This window comes from Enterococcus timonensis (assembly GCF_900104595.1).
GTDB classification, from domain to species: Bacteria; Bacillota; Bacilli; order Lactobacillales; family Enterococcaceae; genus Enterococcus_J; species Enterococcus_J timonensis.
Genome location: NZ_FNVY01000002.1, coordinates 119,423 through 136,391 on the forward strand (window position 1 = coordinate 119,423; position 16,969 = coordinate 136,391).

The 16,969-nt window shown below is 40.8% G+C and carries 14 protein-coding genes and 1 pseudogene; 10 read left to right on the plus strand and 5 right to left on the minus strand.

All coding sequences use genetic code 11. The features are described 5' to 3' along the window. The first annotated feature begins 398 nt into the window (after positions 1–398). Positions 399–1,913 carry an IS3 family transposase gene (locus BQ5341_RS00865; RefSeq protein ID WP_016179228.1) on the plus strand — a complete coding sequence of 505 codons (1,515 nt, stop codon included), beginning with the start codon at positions 399–401 and terminating at the stop codon, positions 1,911–1,913. A 62-nt stretch (positions 1,914–1,975) separates the two neighbouring features. Here the strand turns inward: BQ5341_RS00865 and istB are convergent, their stop codons facing one another. The 3 genes and pseudogenes from istB to BQ5341_RS00880 form a co-directional block, all read right to left on the minus strand. Continuing rightward, a complete protein-coding gene (istB, locus tag BQ5341_RS00870) occupies positions 1,976–2,713 on the minus strand; it encodes an IS21-like element helper ATPase IstB (protein ID WP_071130363.1) in 738 nt (245 codons plus the stop codon). Between the two features lie 7 nt (positions 2,714–2,720). Next, complete coding sequence (gene istA / locus BQ5341_RS00875) at positions 2,721–3,941, minus strand: IS21 family transposase (protein ID WP_071130179.1); 1,221 nt, start codon at positions 3,939–3,941, stop codon at positions 2,721–2,723. A 101-nt stretch (positions 3,942–4,042) separates the two neighbouring features. Further along, positions 4,043–5,084, minus strand: a pseudogene (locus BQ5341_RS00880) (IS3 family transposase). Between BQ5341_RS00880 and BQ5341_RS10535 the strand changes: the two are divergent. Together BQ5341_RS10535 and BQ5341_RS00885 are read left to right on the plus strand one after the other, a co-directional pair. Next, the gene (locus BQ5341_RS10535; protein ID WP_162493214.1) at positions 5,065–5,208 is read left to right on the plus strand and encodes a hypothetical protein; all 144 of its coding nucleotides are present in this window, start codon (positions 5,065–5,067) and stop codon (positions 5,206–5,208) included. The pseudogene BQ5341_RS00880 and the gene BQ5341_RS10535 overlap by 20 nt on opposite strands. Before the next feature lie 35 nt (positions 5,209–5,243). After that, positions 5,244–6,485: an ISL3 family transposase gene (locus tag BQ5341_RS00885; protein WP_071130180.1), complete on the plus strand. Its 1,242-nt coding sequence runs from the start codon at positions 5,244–5,246 to the stop codon at positions 6,483–6,485. A gap of 481 nt (positions 6,486–6,966) precedes the next feature. On the opposite strand, the gene guaA is transcribed toward BQ5341_RS00885, so the two are convergent. Continuing rightward, entirely contained in the window at positions 6,967–8,520 is a 1,554-nt protein-coding gene (gene guaA, locus BQ5341_RS00890; RefSeq protein WP_071130365.1) for a glutamine-hydrolyzing GMP synthase, read from the minus strand. A 102-nt stretch (positions 8,521–8,622) separates the two neighbouring features. Next, entirely contained in the window at positions 8,623–9,546 is a 924-nt protein-coding gene (gene coaA / locus BQ5341_RS00895) for a type I pantothenate kinase (RefSeq protein ID WP_071130181.1), read from the minus strand. Positions 9,547–9,955: 409 nt separating this feature from the next. Here coaA and BQ5341_RS00900 point away from each other — a divergent pair, with 409 nt between their 5' ends. The 7 genes from BQ5341_RS00900 to BQ5341_RS00930 all read left to right on the plus strand — a co-directional run bounded on the left by BQ5341_RS00900 (position 9,956) and on the right by BQ5341_RS00930 (position 16,968). Continuing rightward, positions 9,956–10,537 (plus strand): GDSL-type esterase/lipase family protein, encoded by a 582-nt coding sequence (locus BQ5341_RS00900; protein WP_071130182.1) that lies wholly within the window; start codon positions 9,956–9,958, stop codon positions 10,535–10,537. Continuing rightward, a complete protein-coding gene (locus tag BQ5341_RS00905) occupies positions 10,538–11,137 on the plus strand; it encodes a class I SAM-dependent methyltransferase (protein ID WP_071130183.1) in 600 nt (199 codons plus the stop codon). Positions 11,138–11,582: 445 nt separating this feature from the next. Further along, positions 11,583–12,884: a pyrimidine-nucleoside phosphorylase gene (locus BQ5341_RS00910; RefSeq protein WP_071130184.1), complete on the plus strand. Its 1,302-nt coding sequence runs from the start codon at positions 11,583–11,585 to the stop codon at positions 12,882–12,884. 86 nt (positions 12,885–12,970) lie between these two features. After that, positions 12,971–13,624: a deoxyribose-phosphate aldolase gene (gene deoC, locus BQ5341_RS00915; RefSeq protein WP_071130185.1), complete on the plus strand. Its 654-nt coding sequence runs from the start codon at positions 12,971–12,973 to the stop codon at positions 13,622–13,624. An 11-nt stretch (positions 13,625–13,635) separates the two neighbouring features. Continuing rightward, a complete protein-coding gene (locus BQ5341_RS00920) occupies positions 13,636–14,028 on the plus strand; it encodes a cytidine deaminase (protein WP_071130186.1) in 393 nt (130 codons plus the stop codon). Positions 14,029–14,106: 78 nt separating this feature from the next. Next, entirely contained in the window at positions 14,107–15,216 is a 1,110-nt protein-coding gene (locus BQ5341_RS00925; RefSeq protein WP_071130187.1) for a BMP family lipoprotein, read from the plus strand. A 192-nt stretch (positions 15,217–15,408) separates the two neighbouring features. Next, positions 15,409–16,968, plus strand: coding sequence for an ABC transporter ATP-binding protein (locus tag BQ5341_RS00930; RefSeq protein WP_071130188.1), 1,560 nt, complete (start codon positions 15,409–15,411; stop codon positions 16,966–16,968). Position 16,969: the final 1 nt, after the last annotated feature.

Sequence of the window (16,969 nt, forward strand, 5' to 3'; positions counted from 1 at the left end):
GTGCTAGTGAATGCTGAACTAGGCTGCCGTAAATGACGAATCCCCAGTAACTTTGTAGTTAATTTGATACAACTTTGACGCCTTGGTAATAAGGTTCTTATGTCAAGATTTCGGACAAATAAATGCGAATAGTCAGTGGTACAACTAACTATCTTTAGAGAATCATTGGTGCTACGTTGAAAATGGTGAACTGACAGATTTAGGGGTATGCCAAAAAAGCCGAAAAAAGATTATTTTTTCTCAGCCCTACTTATAAAGACTTAGTCGCTACGCGACTGACGAAATACGGTCCTGATTGTACCAGCGTATATAGCGATTGTCAATAGCGGTTTGAAAATGCAGGATTGGGGGTGCGGACATAATCCTGGACTAAAAATGAACTTAGGAGGAATATCCGTATGTTTTCCCACGAAGAACGTGTAAAAGCAATTCAGTTATTTTTAAAATATGATTGCTCCTACGCCGCTACCATTCGGAAATTAGGTTATCCGTCCGTTGGAGCACTACGTCAATGGTATAAAGAATATTTGGTATCTGGAGAGCTCCATCAGGAACTCCGGAAGAAGTCAAAGTATTCTGAAGAACAAAAAAGAGTCGCTGTGAATCATTATTTTGAATATGGTCAATGTTATGCACGAACCATTCGAATGCTTGGTTACCCAAATAAAGGCTCCTTACGACAATGGTGTGAAGAACTCGCACCAGGTGCTAGAAAACTTCGAAAAAGTGCGGTAAAGTTAACCAAAGATCAAAAAGAAGACGTGTTGAAAAAGTTCTATAAACCTCAAACCAACAGAAAAGGCTTAGCTGAAGCTGAAGGAATCAGTAGGGTTGCTCTATATCAATGGAAGGCCACTTATCTTGGAAAGGATTTCCCTCTGCGCATGACTTCAAAAAATCAAGGAAAACAAAAAGAATTACTTTTAAAGGAAGTAGAAGAGTTACAAGAACAAGTACACCAATTGCAGCTTGAGAAAGCATTACTCGAAGGAGCAGCTGAACTACTAAAAAAAGGAAAAGGCATCAATCTACTTCGTCTATCAAATCAAGAAAAGACTCTATTGATTGATGCCTTACGAAATCAATTCAACTTGAAAGATCTTCTTCAACAGCTCCAGTTGTCTAAAAGTAGCTACTTTTATCAAAAACAGGTACTTGAGCAACCGGATAAGTATTTTGAAGAACGCCAATTAATTGTCACGATTTTCAACAGTAATTTCTGCGCTTATGGTTACCGCAGAATTCATCAAGCTTTAAAAAATATGGGGAAAATCCTTTCTGAAAAAGTCGTACGTAAATTGATGTTCGAGGAAAATCTATTTGTTAAATTTTCTAGACGAAAAAAATACTCTTCGTATGCTGGGGAGATTACTCCTGCACAACCTAATTTATTGAATCGCAACTTCAAAGCAAAAATGCCAAATGAGAAATGGCTAACAGATATTACCGAGTTTAGGATTCCCGCAGGGAAAGTCTATTTATCCCCATTGGTTGACTGCTATGATGGCGCCGTTATTAGCTGGACTATTGGAACAAAACCTGATGCAGAATTAGTGAATACTATGTTAGACGCTGGACTCGCTACCCTTCAAGACCAGGAGCGTCCAATCGTTCATTCTGACCGTGGTGCTCATTACCGATGGCCCGGTTGGATCGAACGAATGAACAAAGCGAACTTGCCTCGTTCCATGTCTAAAAAAGGTTGCTCCCCAGATAACTCAGCGTGCGAAGGTTTCTTTGGACGATTAAAAAATGAGGTGTTTTACCAACGTGACTGGAAAAACACGACAATTAACCAGTTTATGAATCAATTGGATGACTATATCTATTGGTATAATAATCAACGGATTAAGTTATCTTTAGGGGGACTAAGTCCTCTTCAATATCGGAAGAAGCAAGGATGTATTGGTTAAAAAAGGTCCAGAAAAACATCCGCACCCCCATTATGGCGGTTAAAAATGTAGGTTTTTGGCGCTTACCCACCACTTCGTAGTCGATAGGATTTGCCAGTGATCTTAATCACGTGGGCATGGTGCACTAATCGATCGAGAATGGCGGCCGTTACGGTGGGATTTTGAAAGATGTCTACCCAGGTAGAGAGTTCACTGTTGCTCGTAATGATAGTCGAATGCTGCTCATATCTGGCGTTGATCACTTGGAACAGGAGATTGGCCTCGTCGTGATCGATTGGCAGATAGCCGATTTCATCAATGATCAGTAAGTCATACCTGGAAAACTGGTGAATGGCCCTGTCCAGAGTCCCTTTTTGATATGACGTCGTGAGCCGTAGAAGTAGGTCATGACAGTTGACGAACAATGTCCGCTTATTTTGCTTACAGGCCTCAATACCGATGCTGATGGCAAGATGAGTCTTACCAACTCCCGGACTACCTATAAAAATCAGGTTTTCGTGTTTCTCTAGAAACGCGAGGTCTTTGAAACCTTTGATTTCTTGAGGATTGATACTCGGCTGAAAGGCAAAGTCGAATTCCTTTAACGTTTTCTCTTGGGGAAATCTGGCGCGTTCAATCACGCGACCAATCTGCCGGCTTTCCCGCCAGGTCAATTCTCTCTCCGTTAGATCAAGCAATGCCTCAGTAAAAGAGAGTTGCTGCGAATTGATTTGGTCAATGTATTCTGGCAAATAGGCATTCATCTTACTCAAGCCAAGCTCATCGAGGTTATTCAGTACTGCTTGAAAATTACTTGTCATGGCGGCCTCACACTTCGTCATACTGACTTAGATGTTCAGTAATGTACGCTTCGATGTCCTTGTCGCTCCGACCCTTCAGTAAATCAGAACGAAGGATCTCCATCCGATCATGCTCATTATAATTAAACTGATGAGTGGTGATGTCGTGCGCCCGAATCATTTCTCCGTTATACTTAATTTGGATACGGCGCTCATCATTGGTCAGCTCAACGTCAACTGTGCGACCGATGTAGCGTGGATCTACCGAGTACTTACATTTGCGAAAGACCACCATTGATTCCTTCGACACGACACGGCGAATGCCTTCTTCGAAGAAGGGCTCAAGTAGACCGTCTGGTAGCTGATGCAGGTACTCTTTTTCTTCGTCTTGCCACTTGTACAGTGGAACTTCGTTGGTGGCCTGTGAGACCTCATGGTTCAACTCCTCACAGAAATCGTCAACGAGGTTGATTAGCTCGACACCGTCCGTAAATTCGTAATTATAGACGCGCAAGCGTTCAGTGGTGCGCGCCAGTGCCTCGACAACTCCCTTTGTTTGGGGGCGGAATGGCCGACAGGCGATTGGCTTATAACCAGCATCCTGACTAAACTGACGAAACCGTTCATTGAAAACTGGATGTCCAAACGAAGATTTTGTGTGATCGACGACTTGTTTCATGTTGTCAAACCAAATCTCCGTCGGGACACCGCCCGTGTGCACAAACGCGTCTTCTAGACACTCGAACAACGTGTCTTGGCTACGTTCAAATATCAACGTCATGTATTTCAGCTTGGAGTACGGTAACACATAAAGAAAGATGTTGAATCGATAGGGTGTGCCATCGCTGCTGTACAAGGTCATCTCTTCTTTCCAGTCTACCTGGCCGGAAAGGCCTGGCGTGTGCTCAACTCGAATAGTTGCCTTTTGGATCCGTTGCTTGCGAACTTTGCTGCAGTAGTCTCGCACAATAGTGTAGTGGCCCTGAAAGCCTTTCTTCTTGATGAAGAGAAAAATCGACATGGCTGAGCAGTGTAGTTCTAACTTAGCGTTGATCACGTCACGGTAGTCATCAAGCAAACTAGGACGCTGCTGAACGTGAACGCCGAGAATTGAATCATCACGAGCTTCTTCAAAGGCACGCTTAGCGGTCCGATAATCTACGTTGTACTGGCGAGCTAAGGCGGCATAATTTGGCTTTATATCGTCGTTCATATATTGTTTCACTCCTTGGCGAATATCATGTCTCATCGTGTTGAACCTCCTTGGTTACGATGAGAAACATGGTATCAAAAAATGTAGGAAAACCGACAATTCTGCATTGCCATTTTCCTACATTTTATGACCGCCATTTACAAGCGATCAATACCAGCAATAGCTTCATGAACATTTTTAAAGGAGTGGTTATTCACATATTCGCGTTTTAAAAGTGAGTGAAAACTCTCGATCCGGGCATTATCTCCCGGACATCCTTGGCGGGAATAAGAATGTTTAATACCAGCTTTAGCCAGAGTGCTTTCAAATAAGGCACTGGTGTATTGACTTCCCATATCGCTATGAATGATGACTGGTTGATCTGAACGCTTTAAAATAGTTTTAATTGGTGCAGTAGCCAGTTCCTGGGTCATCTCAGATCCGATATTATAAGCGATCACCCGCCGGGTGGTCGGATTATAAACACTGGTTAAATAGAGCCATGAACGTTGAAGCGGAATGTAGGTAATATCGGTTACGAGTACCCTGGTCTGATCAGCTAAGTCTTTAATCAGATTGGGCCGTTGCGGATACTCAGTGTGGGTTTTCGGTTTACTGATCTTTCTGACCATCCGCGATCGTATCCCTAATTCTTTCATCAAGCGGTAGACCAGCCATTGACTGACTTTTAAACCAAGCATTTGGTAGAGCGCTACCGTTAATCTAGGATAACCATACATGGGATATTTTAACCAAAGTGATAATAACTGTTTTTTGATTAATTGATGTCGGCAGGCAGTTTTACTGGGTTGCCAATGACGATAACTGTAATAGGTGGAACGGGGAATCTTTAGCATTCTTAAAATATGAGTAATGCGGTGCTTTGCTTGCAAATTAGCTTGGACAATTTCTAAAACGACTGCTCGTCCTTTAGCTATTAGTTTTTTGCCAACAGCACCGCTGCTCGTTTTAAAATATCAAGTTCCTCCTTAAGTCGGCGGTTTTCCTTGATTAGGGCTCGTTCATGGTCCGAAAGGACCTGGGTATTATTGGGATCAGCTTGGTTAATCCATTTAGTAACAGTGGAGACACTAACGTTGTATTCCTTAGCTAAGGAATTAGAAGAGCACCCTTTTTGTGTAATGACACGATAGATGACTTAAATTCAGGTGAATATCGATTGGAAGATTTAATAGGCATAATAAAAGACTCCTTTGAAATAATGGGTCTAGAATTTTTGGTGTTGGTAGTAATCAACACTGGAGATGCTAGACCCTTTTTAGATAACAAAAAGACACCTGGTCTCCCCGGTGCTATGCTTTAAGCGACCAAACCCAAACAAAGCGAGGTAATGAACAGGTGTCCAACATTGATAGTACGCTTAAATTGCTCGGAATTACAGATACAAATATCCATGTTTCTGATGTGAGAGATGAATACCGCGGCCGCGGTCAAGGTCGCAAGAGGTATCAGGTCATTCACGCAGAACTAACTTACTTTCTGGAACGTTGTCCCTATTGTGGAATGTCGACATTGCGGCGCAATGGGCACATTCGTACTCATATTCACGTTAATGGCCCAACAGACCGGCCAGTACTCCTAGCGATCGATAAGCAGCGTTGGCGCTGCGGTAATTGTAAATCCACTCTGACTGCCACCACCTCGGTAGTTAAGCCCAAGTATTCAATCTCAAATGGCCTAGTTGAGTACGCCTTAAAGCTCGCAATGAAATCGACTACTAGTAAGAGCATTGCCTCAATCACTGGCATTTCGACCACGACCGTTGGACGCATCCTTGATGATAATATCAATCCGCGACCGCTCAACTATCTCCCAACCAACCTTTGTTTCGATGAGTTTCGCTCAACTCACTCACAAATGGCCTTTATCTGTATCGACGCTGATACACACAAACGTGTGACTGTGCTTGGTGATCGGCTCTCAGACACCATCAAAAAATTCTTCGAGGAAAACTACTCTAGAGACGAAAGAGCGAAGGTGAAGCATATCTGTATGGATATGAACGCTGCGTATCAGAACTTTGTTCACGAGCTCTTCCCTAACGCCGAGATTGTCATCGACCGTTTCCATATCATTCAACTGCTAGGTCGAGCGATGGACCAGATGCGCGTTCAAGCGCTACGGCAAATCAAGGATAAACATTCTCAAGTGTACAAGGCGTTAAAACCAAACTGGAAAATCTACCATAAAGCCGATCCAGACGCCAAAACTAAACATTACCGCTTCGGCATAAACGAAAGCCTGACCGACCAAGAACTCATCGATATTGGCATCACGCCTTTCCCAAACTTACACAATGCTTATGAGACCTATATCGACATTCACGATGCTTTACTTAATTCACAAACAGAGCGCCTGAGTAACCTCATCAAGACCTACAGGTCGTGCGGTGAGCCAATGGACATCGCCATTGCCACACTAAGGAAAAACCTCAAAGGGGTTTTGAATGCTTCGCAAACCAGGCTTTCAAATGGCCCGCTAGAAGGCATCAATCGTAAGATCAAAGCGCTAAAGCGTAGCTGTTATGGATTCGCCAATCAAGAGCGGATGTTTGAACGGATCTACCAACTGATTGCTTAGCAAAGTCAGTGTCCGACACCCCGGGGAGCAGTATACCCAAAAACAGTGTTACAAAGCATAATTGTGGCCATCTGGCTTCACAGACGATATTTTTCGGTTCAATAACAAAAAATCCACTCCGAAGAGTGGACCTTTCAAAAGATAAAAACTATTAATCAACACCATTTGACACAGAGCCGAAATAATTATAGCGAACAAGTTGTCCGTAATTACATCATAAGAGCCCTTGATTGTGTACAGCATAGCACAACAAGATTTCATCGTCTAGATAGGACGGCGAAGAAAATTTCACACTCTTACCTAATATGCCGCTGACTGTAAGACGTCGCACAAAAATATCCCCGCCAGCTCGGCCCTAAATCGGCCCAAACTTGGCGGGGATTCTGGCGGGGAACGTAATAATTCCCCCGCCAATCGTATCCTTTGTATCTTCCGAAAATGCCGTTAAATCAACATTCCGGGTTCAATTTACATGTACTTTTTATTCCCACTCTACAGTTGCAGGTGGCTTACTTGTAATATCATAAACGATGCGATTGACGTGGGCGACTTCGTTTACAATGCGGACGGAAATTTTTTGCAAAACGTCCCAAGGTATGCGAGCAAAGTCGGCGGTCATGCCGTCAATGGAAGTTACAGCGCGGATGCCGACAGTGTAATCATAAGTCCGGCCATCGCCCATTACGCCAACACTTCTAATGCCAGGAAGGACGGTGAAGTATTGCCAGATTTCTCGCTCAAGACCGGCATTTTTAATTTCTTCTTGCAAAATAGCATCAGAATCGCGGACGATTTTTAATTTTTCTTCAGAAAGTTCGCCTAAAACGCGAATACCTAAACCTGGTCCAGGGAATGGTTGGCGCCAAACGATGCTATCAGGCATGCCAAGTTGAGTGCCTAAAGCGCGGACTTCATCTTTAAATAAAGTGTTCAAAGGTTCAATTAATTGGAATTTCATATCTTTTGGAAGGCCGCCGACATTATGATGAGATTTAATTGTTTGGGCCGTTTCCGTGCCACTTTCAATCACGTCAGTATAAAGCGTGCCTTGCGCCAGAAAATCAATCCCCACATCGCCAGCTAATTTAATAGCTTCATCGTTAAAGACATAGATAAATTCATTGCCAATAATTTTCCGTTTGGTTTCAGGATCAGAAACGCCAGCGAGTTTGTTTAAGAAACGATCTTTGGCATCGACTTTAATAATATTCAAGCCAAATTTTCCGCCGAGAGCTTCCATAACTTGTTGGCCTTCATTTTTCCGGAGTAGGCCATGATCGACAAAAATACAAGTGAGTTGATCACCAATTGCTTTTTGCAGTAAAACACCAACGACAGAAGAGTCCACACCACCGGATAAGCCAAGCAAAACTTTGCTGTCGCCGACTTGCGCGCGGATTTTTTCAATTTGCATATCGATAAAATTATCCATCGACCAATCGCCTGTGCAACCACAAACATCGAAGGCAAAATGGCGCAAAATATCATTGCCATATTCTGTGTGGCGAACTTCGGCGTGAAATTGAATGCCGTAAAAATTGCGATTCACATCTTGAATAGCGGCAATCGGACAGTCGCGACTCGTACCCACAGCCTCAAAACCGAGAGCAAGTTCAGTCACTAGATCACCGTGACTCATTAAAACAGTTTGCTTTTGCGGTGTATTTTTAAATAAAACTGCTTGATCGCTCAGGACTTCCAGTTCGGCTTTTCCATACTCGCGGTTATTGGCCGGTTGCACTTTGCCGCCTAGATTGTAAGTCATCAACTGCATCCCGTAACAAATACCTAAAATCGGAATACCCAGTTCATAAATTTCTGGATCGACGGGAAAAGAATTTTCATCGTAGACTGAATTAGGTCCGCCAGAAAAAATAATTCCTTTTGGCGCCATTGCTTTAATTTCTGCTGCGGTGGTGCGATGGCTTAATAATTCCGAAAAAACGCCAAACTCGCGAATCCGCCGCGTAATCAGTTGGTTATATTGACTGCCGTAATCAAGAACGATAATTTTTTCTAGATCATTTGTTGCCATAGTTGAGGTCACTAATTTTTCACCTGTCCTTTAATTTTTTTCAAAGCTTTTCACAAAAGTGTACCTGAAATTTCGGTAGAGTCAACTTTTTTGAGGATTCTCTTAATATTTCCGCAAAAAAATCTCATCAACCATGTGGTGATTGGTTTTATGAATAATAAAATCCGCCCGATTGCGCGTCGGTAAAATGTATTCCTGCAGATTTTTCAAATTGACATCTTGCCAGACTTGCTTGGCCACGGCAAAGGCTTCTTCTTCAGGCCATTTGGTAAATGTATGATAATAATTTTCCGGCTTGTCTTTGGCATAGGCCAACAAAGCTTTAAAACGATCAAGATACCATTTTTCAATGAGAACTGAGTCGGCATCGACAAAAATCGAAAAATCAAAGAAATCCGAAACATAAATTTGCTGATTAGCCGGCAGCTGCAACGTATTAATCCCTTCAACAATTAAAATATCTGGCTGATTAATATACTCAAATTCGCCCGGCACAATATCATAAACTTCATGAGAATAAAGGGGCGCTTTAATATCCTCTTGGCCAGATTTGACGGCGTTTAGAAATTCAACCAAAAGTTCCATATTATAACTTTCCGGAAATCCTTTGCGCTCCATTAAATTCCGGCGCTTAAGTTCCGCATTGGGATATAAAAAACCATCCGTTGTAATTAGTTCGACGCTACGTCGTTTAAACGTCCGCTGCAAAATAATTTGCAAAAGGCGGGCGGTGGTGGATTTTCCTACAGCGACAGAGCCGGCGATGCCTACAATAAATGGCGGAACCGTTTGATATTGATGTAAAAAAAGTCCTTTGCTTAGTTGCAATGACTCGAATTCTTTCATATATAAATGAATCAAATGGGTCAGTGGGACGTAAATATCTTGTACATCTTGTAGCGAAATGCGGTCGTTAAATCCTTTGATTTTTTGCAGCTCTTCTTCGGTAATCAACGGAACGCCATCTTTATAAAAATGGCGCCAATCCCGGCGCTTGATCGCATAGTAATTCATAAAATCTTCCATTAAATAGTTTCCCCCAGTGGTGCTAAACATCAATTATCTATTTTTCATCGATTTAAAGCGATGAAAACACGACCTTGATAGGCGGTGTCTCAGGCGCAGTGCCTAGGAAAAAAGAAACAGTACTTCCTGACTGCTTTGCAGTCATCCACCATTGTCCTATTTTCTTACAGTGCTCAGCACCCAAAACACATCCTTTTACTTCTTTTGTATTCTAGCATGTTTTAAATAGGGGGTAAACTGCTAGGGGCTTTAAAAATCGTCAAGGGCTGAAAAAAATGCTACTATTAGATTGAAAAATAGATTGCCAAAAATTAGCTGTAGTAAAAGTTAAATTAAAAAAACAAATGCTAAGAAACATTTGTAAAAAAATCCAACAAAAATGCAATTTAATCAGAAAGAAGGTTTTATTATGAAAAAAGTGGTGCTCTTTGGTGATAGTTTGACCGCCGGCTTTGATGGGCAGACGACAAGTGACGTGTTGACACAAGAAGTCGCACAAGATTTAGAAAATATGGGTTTTCCCATGACGGTGAAAAATTTTGGTCATCGGGGGGATACAACGTTTGATGCCTTGAAGCGTCTACCGGAAGTTTTGGCCGAAAATCCTGATTACGTGACGGTCTTTTTTGGCAATGATTTGCTCCATAATGAGGTCACTAAAGAAGAATATATAAAAAATATTCAATCGCTGACTGAAAAAATCGGTCCGGACAAAGTGATTTTGATTACGCCGGCTTATGTGGATCCTAAGTTGCATCATGAAGATCGTCGCGGGCAGGATATTCATAGTTACGGCAAGGCTTTGGTTGATTACGCTAAAGAAAATAATTTGTCGCATCTTGATTTGGCCTACCATATGACCGTTTACCCTAAAGCCGACGAATTTCTTTTGGCAGACGGCTTGCATTTGTCCAAATGGGGCAATGAACTGCTAGGCAATTTGATTGCTAGAAATATTAAAATTTTAGAGCTTAAGAAGTTGGAAGTGTAAATGGGGGATCATTATTTTACGAAAAATCCCAATGTTGAGCACAACGAGACGACTTTCACCTATACTTTAAAAAATCGTCAGCTGCATTTTACTACGGATGCTGGGGTTTTTTCTAAATCGACAATTGATTTTGGCTCGCGTTTATTAATTGAAACGTTTAGCCCAGACAACTTACTACAAGGGCCGCTCCTAGATGTCGGTTGTGGTTATGGTCCGATTGGCTTAAGTTTGGCGCCGGATTTTCCGCTAGTGGAAATGATTGATGTCAATGAACGGGCCGTAAATTTGGCGGTGAAAAATGCCAGTGCTAATCAGATTTCAAATGTTGAGATTCATTTATCAAATATTTATCAAGAGCTCCATGAACAAGAATTTGCGGCGATTGTTTCTAATCCGCCAGTGCGGGCTGGAAAATCGGTAGTCCATGAAATTTTAAGTGGCGCTTATGATTTGTTAAAAACAGGGGGCACTTTAACCATTGTTTTACAAAAAAAACAAGGGGCACCCTCGGCTGAGAAAAAAATGTTAGAAGTTTTTGGCAATGTGCAAGTTTTAAAAAAAGACAAAGGTTATTACATTTTGCAAAGTATCAAGCAATAAAAAAATACCAAAAAAACGGCGACGGATATTTTTTCTGTCCGTCGTTTTTTTTTTGCCAACAACTAGATAAAGTATTTTTTACAAAATTTCAACTAAAACTATTCAATATATAGATTTTTTGTTACACTATTAAAGATAAATAAAGACGAATAAAATCGAATTAAATAACAAGCGTTCTGCTGATTTTCATTTGAATTTGTCAGCGATTTTCAAAATAAATCCTGACAAAAAGTTTTTTCCTCAGCAAATATTTTTGTTTTTTTAATAGAAGGAATTTCTTTTTATATGAGGAGTTTTCTGTCAACGGTTTGTTCGTTAAGTAAATTAAAGTAAATCTTACAATAAGTGTTGACACCGCTTACTGATGGTGGTAATTTTATATAGTAAGATAACGTTTCACAAAAAATATTAAGTAGTTAAGTAAATAAAAGGAAGTGTTGACCAAATGCGCATGGTGGACTTGATTGAAAAAAAACGTGACGGCGGTGCTCTCACTCAAGAAGAAATAAATTTTTGGATTAATGGTTATACAAACGGTGAGATTCCCGATTATCAAGTGTCAGCTCTTTTAATGGCGATTTTTTATCAAGATATGACGGACGAAGAAATTACATTATTAACGCAAGCCATGGCTAATTCCGGCGAAACAATTGATCTGTCTGAAATTGCTGGGGTGAAAGTGGATAAACATTCAACCGGTGGCGTTGGTGACACGACGACTTTAGTTTTAGCACCGCTTGTGGCAGCTTGCGGCGTGCCGGTGGCTAAGATGAGTGGCCGCGGTTTAGGACATACCGGGGGCACCTTGGACAAACTTGAAGCCATTCCAGGTTTTCAAGTAGAAATTTCTAAAGAAGATTTTATTCAACAAGTCAACGATATAAAAGTAGCCGTTATTGGTCAATCAGGAGATTTAGCCCCGGCTGATAAAAAATTATATGCCTTGCGCGATGTTACGGCGACTGTCGATTCCATTCCTTTAATTGCCTCTTCCATTATGAGTAAAAAAATCGCCGCCGGAGCCGATGCCATCGTGCTAGATGTGACCACTGGTGAAGGGGCCTTTATGAAAAATATTGAAGATGCTAAACGTTTGGCATCAACGATGGTCCGCATTGGCAAACTTGCTAATCGGCAAACAATGGCGATTATTTCTGATATGAGTGAGCCACTAGGTGAAGCCATCGGTAACTCGCTAGAAATTTACGAAGCCATTCAAGCGCTGAAAGGCAATGGACCCAAAGATTTAATGGAATTGGTTTATGTATTAGGTAGTCAAATGATTGTTGTTGGCAAAAAAGCTGATAATTTAGATGAAGCCCGCACGATGCTTAAAGAAAAATTAGCAAGCGGCGAGGCATTAGAACTCTTTAAACAAATGGTGGCTCGTCAAGGTGGCGACACCAGTTATGTAGATCAACCGGAAAAACTTTTAACGGCGCAATACAAATTTGAATTTTTGGCAGAAAAATCAGGACACATTCAAAAAATCGTTGCTAACGAAATCGGCATTGCCGCCATGCTTTTGGGCGCCGGTCGCCAAACGAAAGAAGATGTGATTGATCCGGCAGTCGGATTAATGCTCCACAAAAAAGTGGGCGACTATGTCAAAGTGGGCGATATATTGGTAACAATTTATGCCAATTCAAAAAATGTGCAGGAAACACGAAAATTACTAGCCGAAAACATTTTAATTGGCGAAGAATTTATTGAACCTGTTCTAATTCATGATATAATTACGGAGTGAAGCGGAATAAAGACGAATAAAAGCAAGGCCGCACCAAAATTTAAATAATGCAGCACCAAATCCGAAAATCAGAAAGGAATTTTACTATGAAATTAAATAAAATGATTGATCACACTATTTTAAAAGCTGATGCTACTGAGTTAGAAGTGTTACAAGTAATTGAAGAAGCGAAACAATATGATTTCTTCTCTGTTTGTATCAATCCAACTTGGGTGAAATTAGCTAGCGAAAAATTAGCCGGCAGTGACGTAAAAGTTTGTACCGTGATTGGCTTTCCTTTAGGGGCCAACACTAGCGAAGTGAAAGCTTACGAAACCAAAGACGCCATTCATAACGGCGCCAATGAAGTAGATATGGTTTTAAATATCGGCGCATTAAAAGCCGACCAAGATAAAGAAGTGCAAAAAGATATTGAAGCTGTTGTAGCCGCCGCTGACGGCAAAGCACTCGTTAAAGTCATTATTGAATCGGCAATGTTAACGGACGAACAAATTGTCCGAGCATGCAAATCAGCAGTAGCGGCCGGTGCTAATTTTGTAAAAACTTCCACAGGGTTTGCTAAAGAAGGTGGCGCAAGTGTTCATGCCATTTCTCTTATGCGCCAAACAGTTGGACCTAATATCGGCGTCAAAGCTTCTGGTGGCGTTCATTCTTATGAAGAAGCTTTAGCACTCGTTGAAGCTGGCGCAAGTCGAATTGGCGCATCTGCTTCGATTGCTATTAGTAGCCAAGAAAAGTAGGTCGTTTAAAAATGACAAAACAAGAACTCGAAAAACTGGCCCAAGAAAATTTAGAAATGGCGTACGTGCCTTATTCTCATTTTCCAGTGAGTGCCGTTTTAGTTACTGATGATAATCAAGTATTCACCGGAATTAATATTGAAAATTCTTCTTATGGTTTATCAAATTGCGCTGAACGAACGGCGATTTTTAAAGCCGTCTCAGAAGGACATCTGCATTTTAAACATCTCTTCATTGCCGGTCACACGGACGAACCAATTTCTCCATGTGGCGCTTGCCGGCAAGTGATGGCTGAATTTTTCGCACCAGAAATGCCAATCACTCTTTTAAGTGATTCAGGTGAAACAAAGGAAACGAATTTAAGTGAACTTCTCCCTTATTCGTTTACCGAAAAACAAATGTAACACGCAGCACCATTAACTTTTGTCAATCGGTCTTAACCGACTATTGAAAATAAAAAATTTATAGGGGGCTTTACAGTAATGAAAAAGGCAAAATTGTTTGGATTTGGCGCTATGGCGTTAGCAACTGCATTAACCTTAGCAGCATGCGGCGGCGGAACCGATGATAGTTCAGCAGGAAGCGATTCTGGTGCCGCTGATGATGTAAAATCAGCAGCAATCATCACTGATACTGGTGGAGTTGACGACCGATCATTTAACCAAAGTGCTTGGGAAGGAATGCAAGCTTGGGGAAAAGAACATGGTTTATCAAAAGATAACGGATTTGCTTATTTCCAATCCACTAACGAATCAGATTACGCACCAAACATTGATCAAGCAATCAATGCTGGTTACCAAACAATTTTTGGTGTAGGTTACAAATTAACTTCTGCAATCGTTGATGGAGCAAATAATAGTTCAGATGTTAACTTTGTAATTATTGATGATGTCCCAGTAGATAAAGATGGCAATGAAGCAATTCCTGATAATGTTTCTGCAGCTACGTTTAAAGATAATGAAGGCGCGTATTTAGCTGGAATTGCTGCTGCATATACAACGGAAACAAATACAGTCGGTTTCATCGGTGGGGTAAAAGGAACTGTTATTGACCGGTTTGACGCAGGATTTAAAGCTGGTGTTGAAGCAGCAGCTGAAGAATTAGGTAAAGAAATTGAAGTTTTAAATCAATATGCTGGTGACTTTAATGCACCGGATAAAGGAAAAACAATTGCCCAAGCTATGTATGCGCAAGGAGCCGATGTAATTTATCATGCTTCAGGTGGTACTGGTAATGGTGTTTTCCAAGAAGCCAAATCAATTAATGAATCTGGCGATAAAAAAGTTTGGGTAATTGGTGTTGACCGTGATCAGTCTGATGAAGGTGAATACAAAGATCCAGAAACTGGTGATACAGCGAATTTTGTTTTAACTTCTACAACAAAAGGTGTTGGAACTGTCGTTGAAGACTTAGCTGAAAAAGCCAATGATGGTGAATTTCCTGGAGGCGAACATGTCGTTTACGACTTGAAAGCTGAAGGTGTTGGTTTAACGGATGGACAAATTTCTGATGAGGCCAAAGAAGCAGTTAAAGCCGCTCAAGATAAAATTATCTCTGGTGATATTACTGTGCCAGAAAAACCAGCCGAATAAAATTTTTCTAAAAAAATGAGGGTGAGGGTTCTTAAACTAGATAAATACAGCTAGTTTTGAGCCCTCGTTCATCATTATTTTATAGTTTGATTTCTATCCAAGAAAAAGTTTACACTTTATTTTGGATAGGAACCCAACCAGGAACCGAATGATTACAGAAAATTTTAAAAAACTAAGCTAGGAAGTGTGAGAATGGAGCAAGAAGAATTAGTAATCGAAATGCGAGATATTACTAAAGAATTTGGAACCTTTAAAGCCAATGATCAAATAAATTTGCAAATTAAAAAAGGAGAAATTCATGCTCTTTTAGGAGAAAATGGAGCCGGGAAATCGACTTTAATGAATATCTTGTCTGGACTTTTGCAGCCAACCGCTGGTGATATTTTTATGAATGGCCAAAAAGTAGAAATATCAAATCCTACTGTGGCAAATAAATTAGGAATCGGAATGGTCCATCAACATTTTATGTTGGTAGATGCGTTCAATGTTATTGAAAATATTATTTTAGGGAGCGAACCAACTAGAGGCGGCGTTTTAAATAAAGAAGAAGCTGAAAAAGAAATTGAAGAACTATCGAAGCGTTATGGTCTTGAAGTCAATGCACATGCCAAAATTAGTGATATTTCAGTCGGGATGCAACAACGGGTAGAAATTTTAAAAACATTGTATCGAGGCGCAGATATTTTAATATTCGATGAGCCAACTGCAGTGTTAACACCGCAAGAAATAGATGAATTAATGGAAATTATGAAAGGATTAATTAGTGAAGGAAAATCAATTATCCTAATTACTCATAAACTCAATGAAATAAAAAAAGTAGCCGACCGCTGTACGGTTATTCGTCGCGGGAAAAGTATTGATACTGTAAAAGTAGAGGACGTTTCTTCGCAAGAATTAGCTGATATGATGGTTGGTCGTTCTGTTTCGTTTAGAACTGATAAAAAAAGTATCGTTCCTCAAGAAGCGGTGCTGAAGGTTGAAAATCTAATAGTTAAAGATTCTCGAGGACTGGAAGCAGTTAAAAATCTCAGTCTTGAAGTACATGCTGGTGAGGTGTTAGGAATTGCTGGGATTGATGGCAATGGTCAAACGGAATTAATTCAAGCTTTAACTGGTTTACGTAAAGTAGAAAGTGGAAAGGTCTTTGTCAAAGGTGAGGACGTCACTAATGCTCATCCGAGAAAGATTACTGAAACTGGTGTTAGTCATGTGCCAGAAGATCGACATAAGTATGGTCTTGTCTTAGAAATGAGCTTAGCAGAAAATATTGCTTTACAAACTTATTATCAAAAACCTTTGAGCAACCGTGGAATTCTCAGTTATCGTGAAATAAATCGGCATGCCCGCGATTTGATTGAAGAATTTGATGTTCGAACTACTAGCGAGTTGGTACCAGCTAAGTCATTATCTGGTGGGAATCAACAAAAAGCAATCATCGCTCGTGAGTTGAATCGAGATACTGATGTCGTAATTGTGGCTCAACCAACCCGGGGTCTTGATGTAGGTGCCATTGAATATATTCATAAACGATTAATTGAAGCTCGGGATCATTTTAAGGCTGTTTTACTAGTGAGCTTTGAGCTTGATGAAATTATGAATGTTTCAGATCGAATTGCAGTTATTCATCAAGGCCAAATTGTTGGCGTCGTTCGGCCAGAAGAAACTTCAGAACGTGAATTAGGCTTATTAATGGTCGGATCCTCTTTGGCTGAAGCACAAGCAGAATTGAAACAAAAAGAGGGGGCCCTTTAAG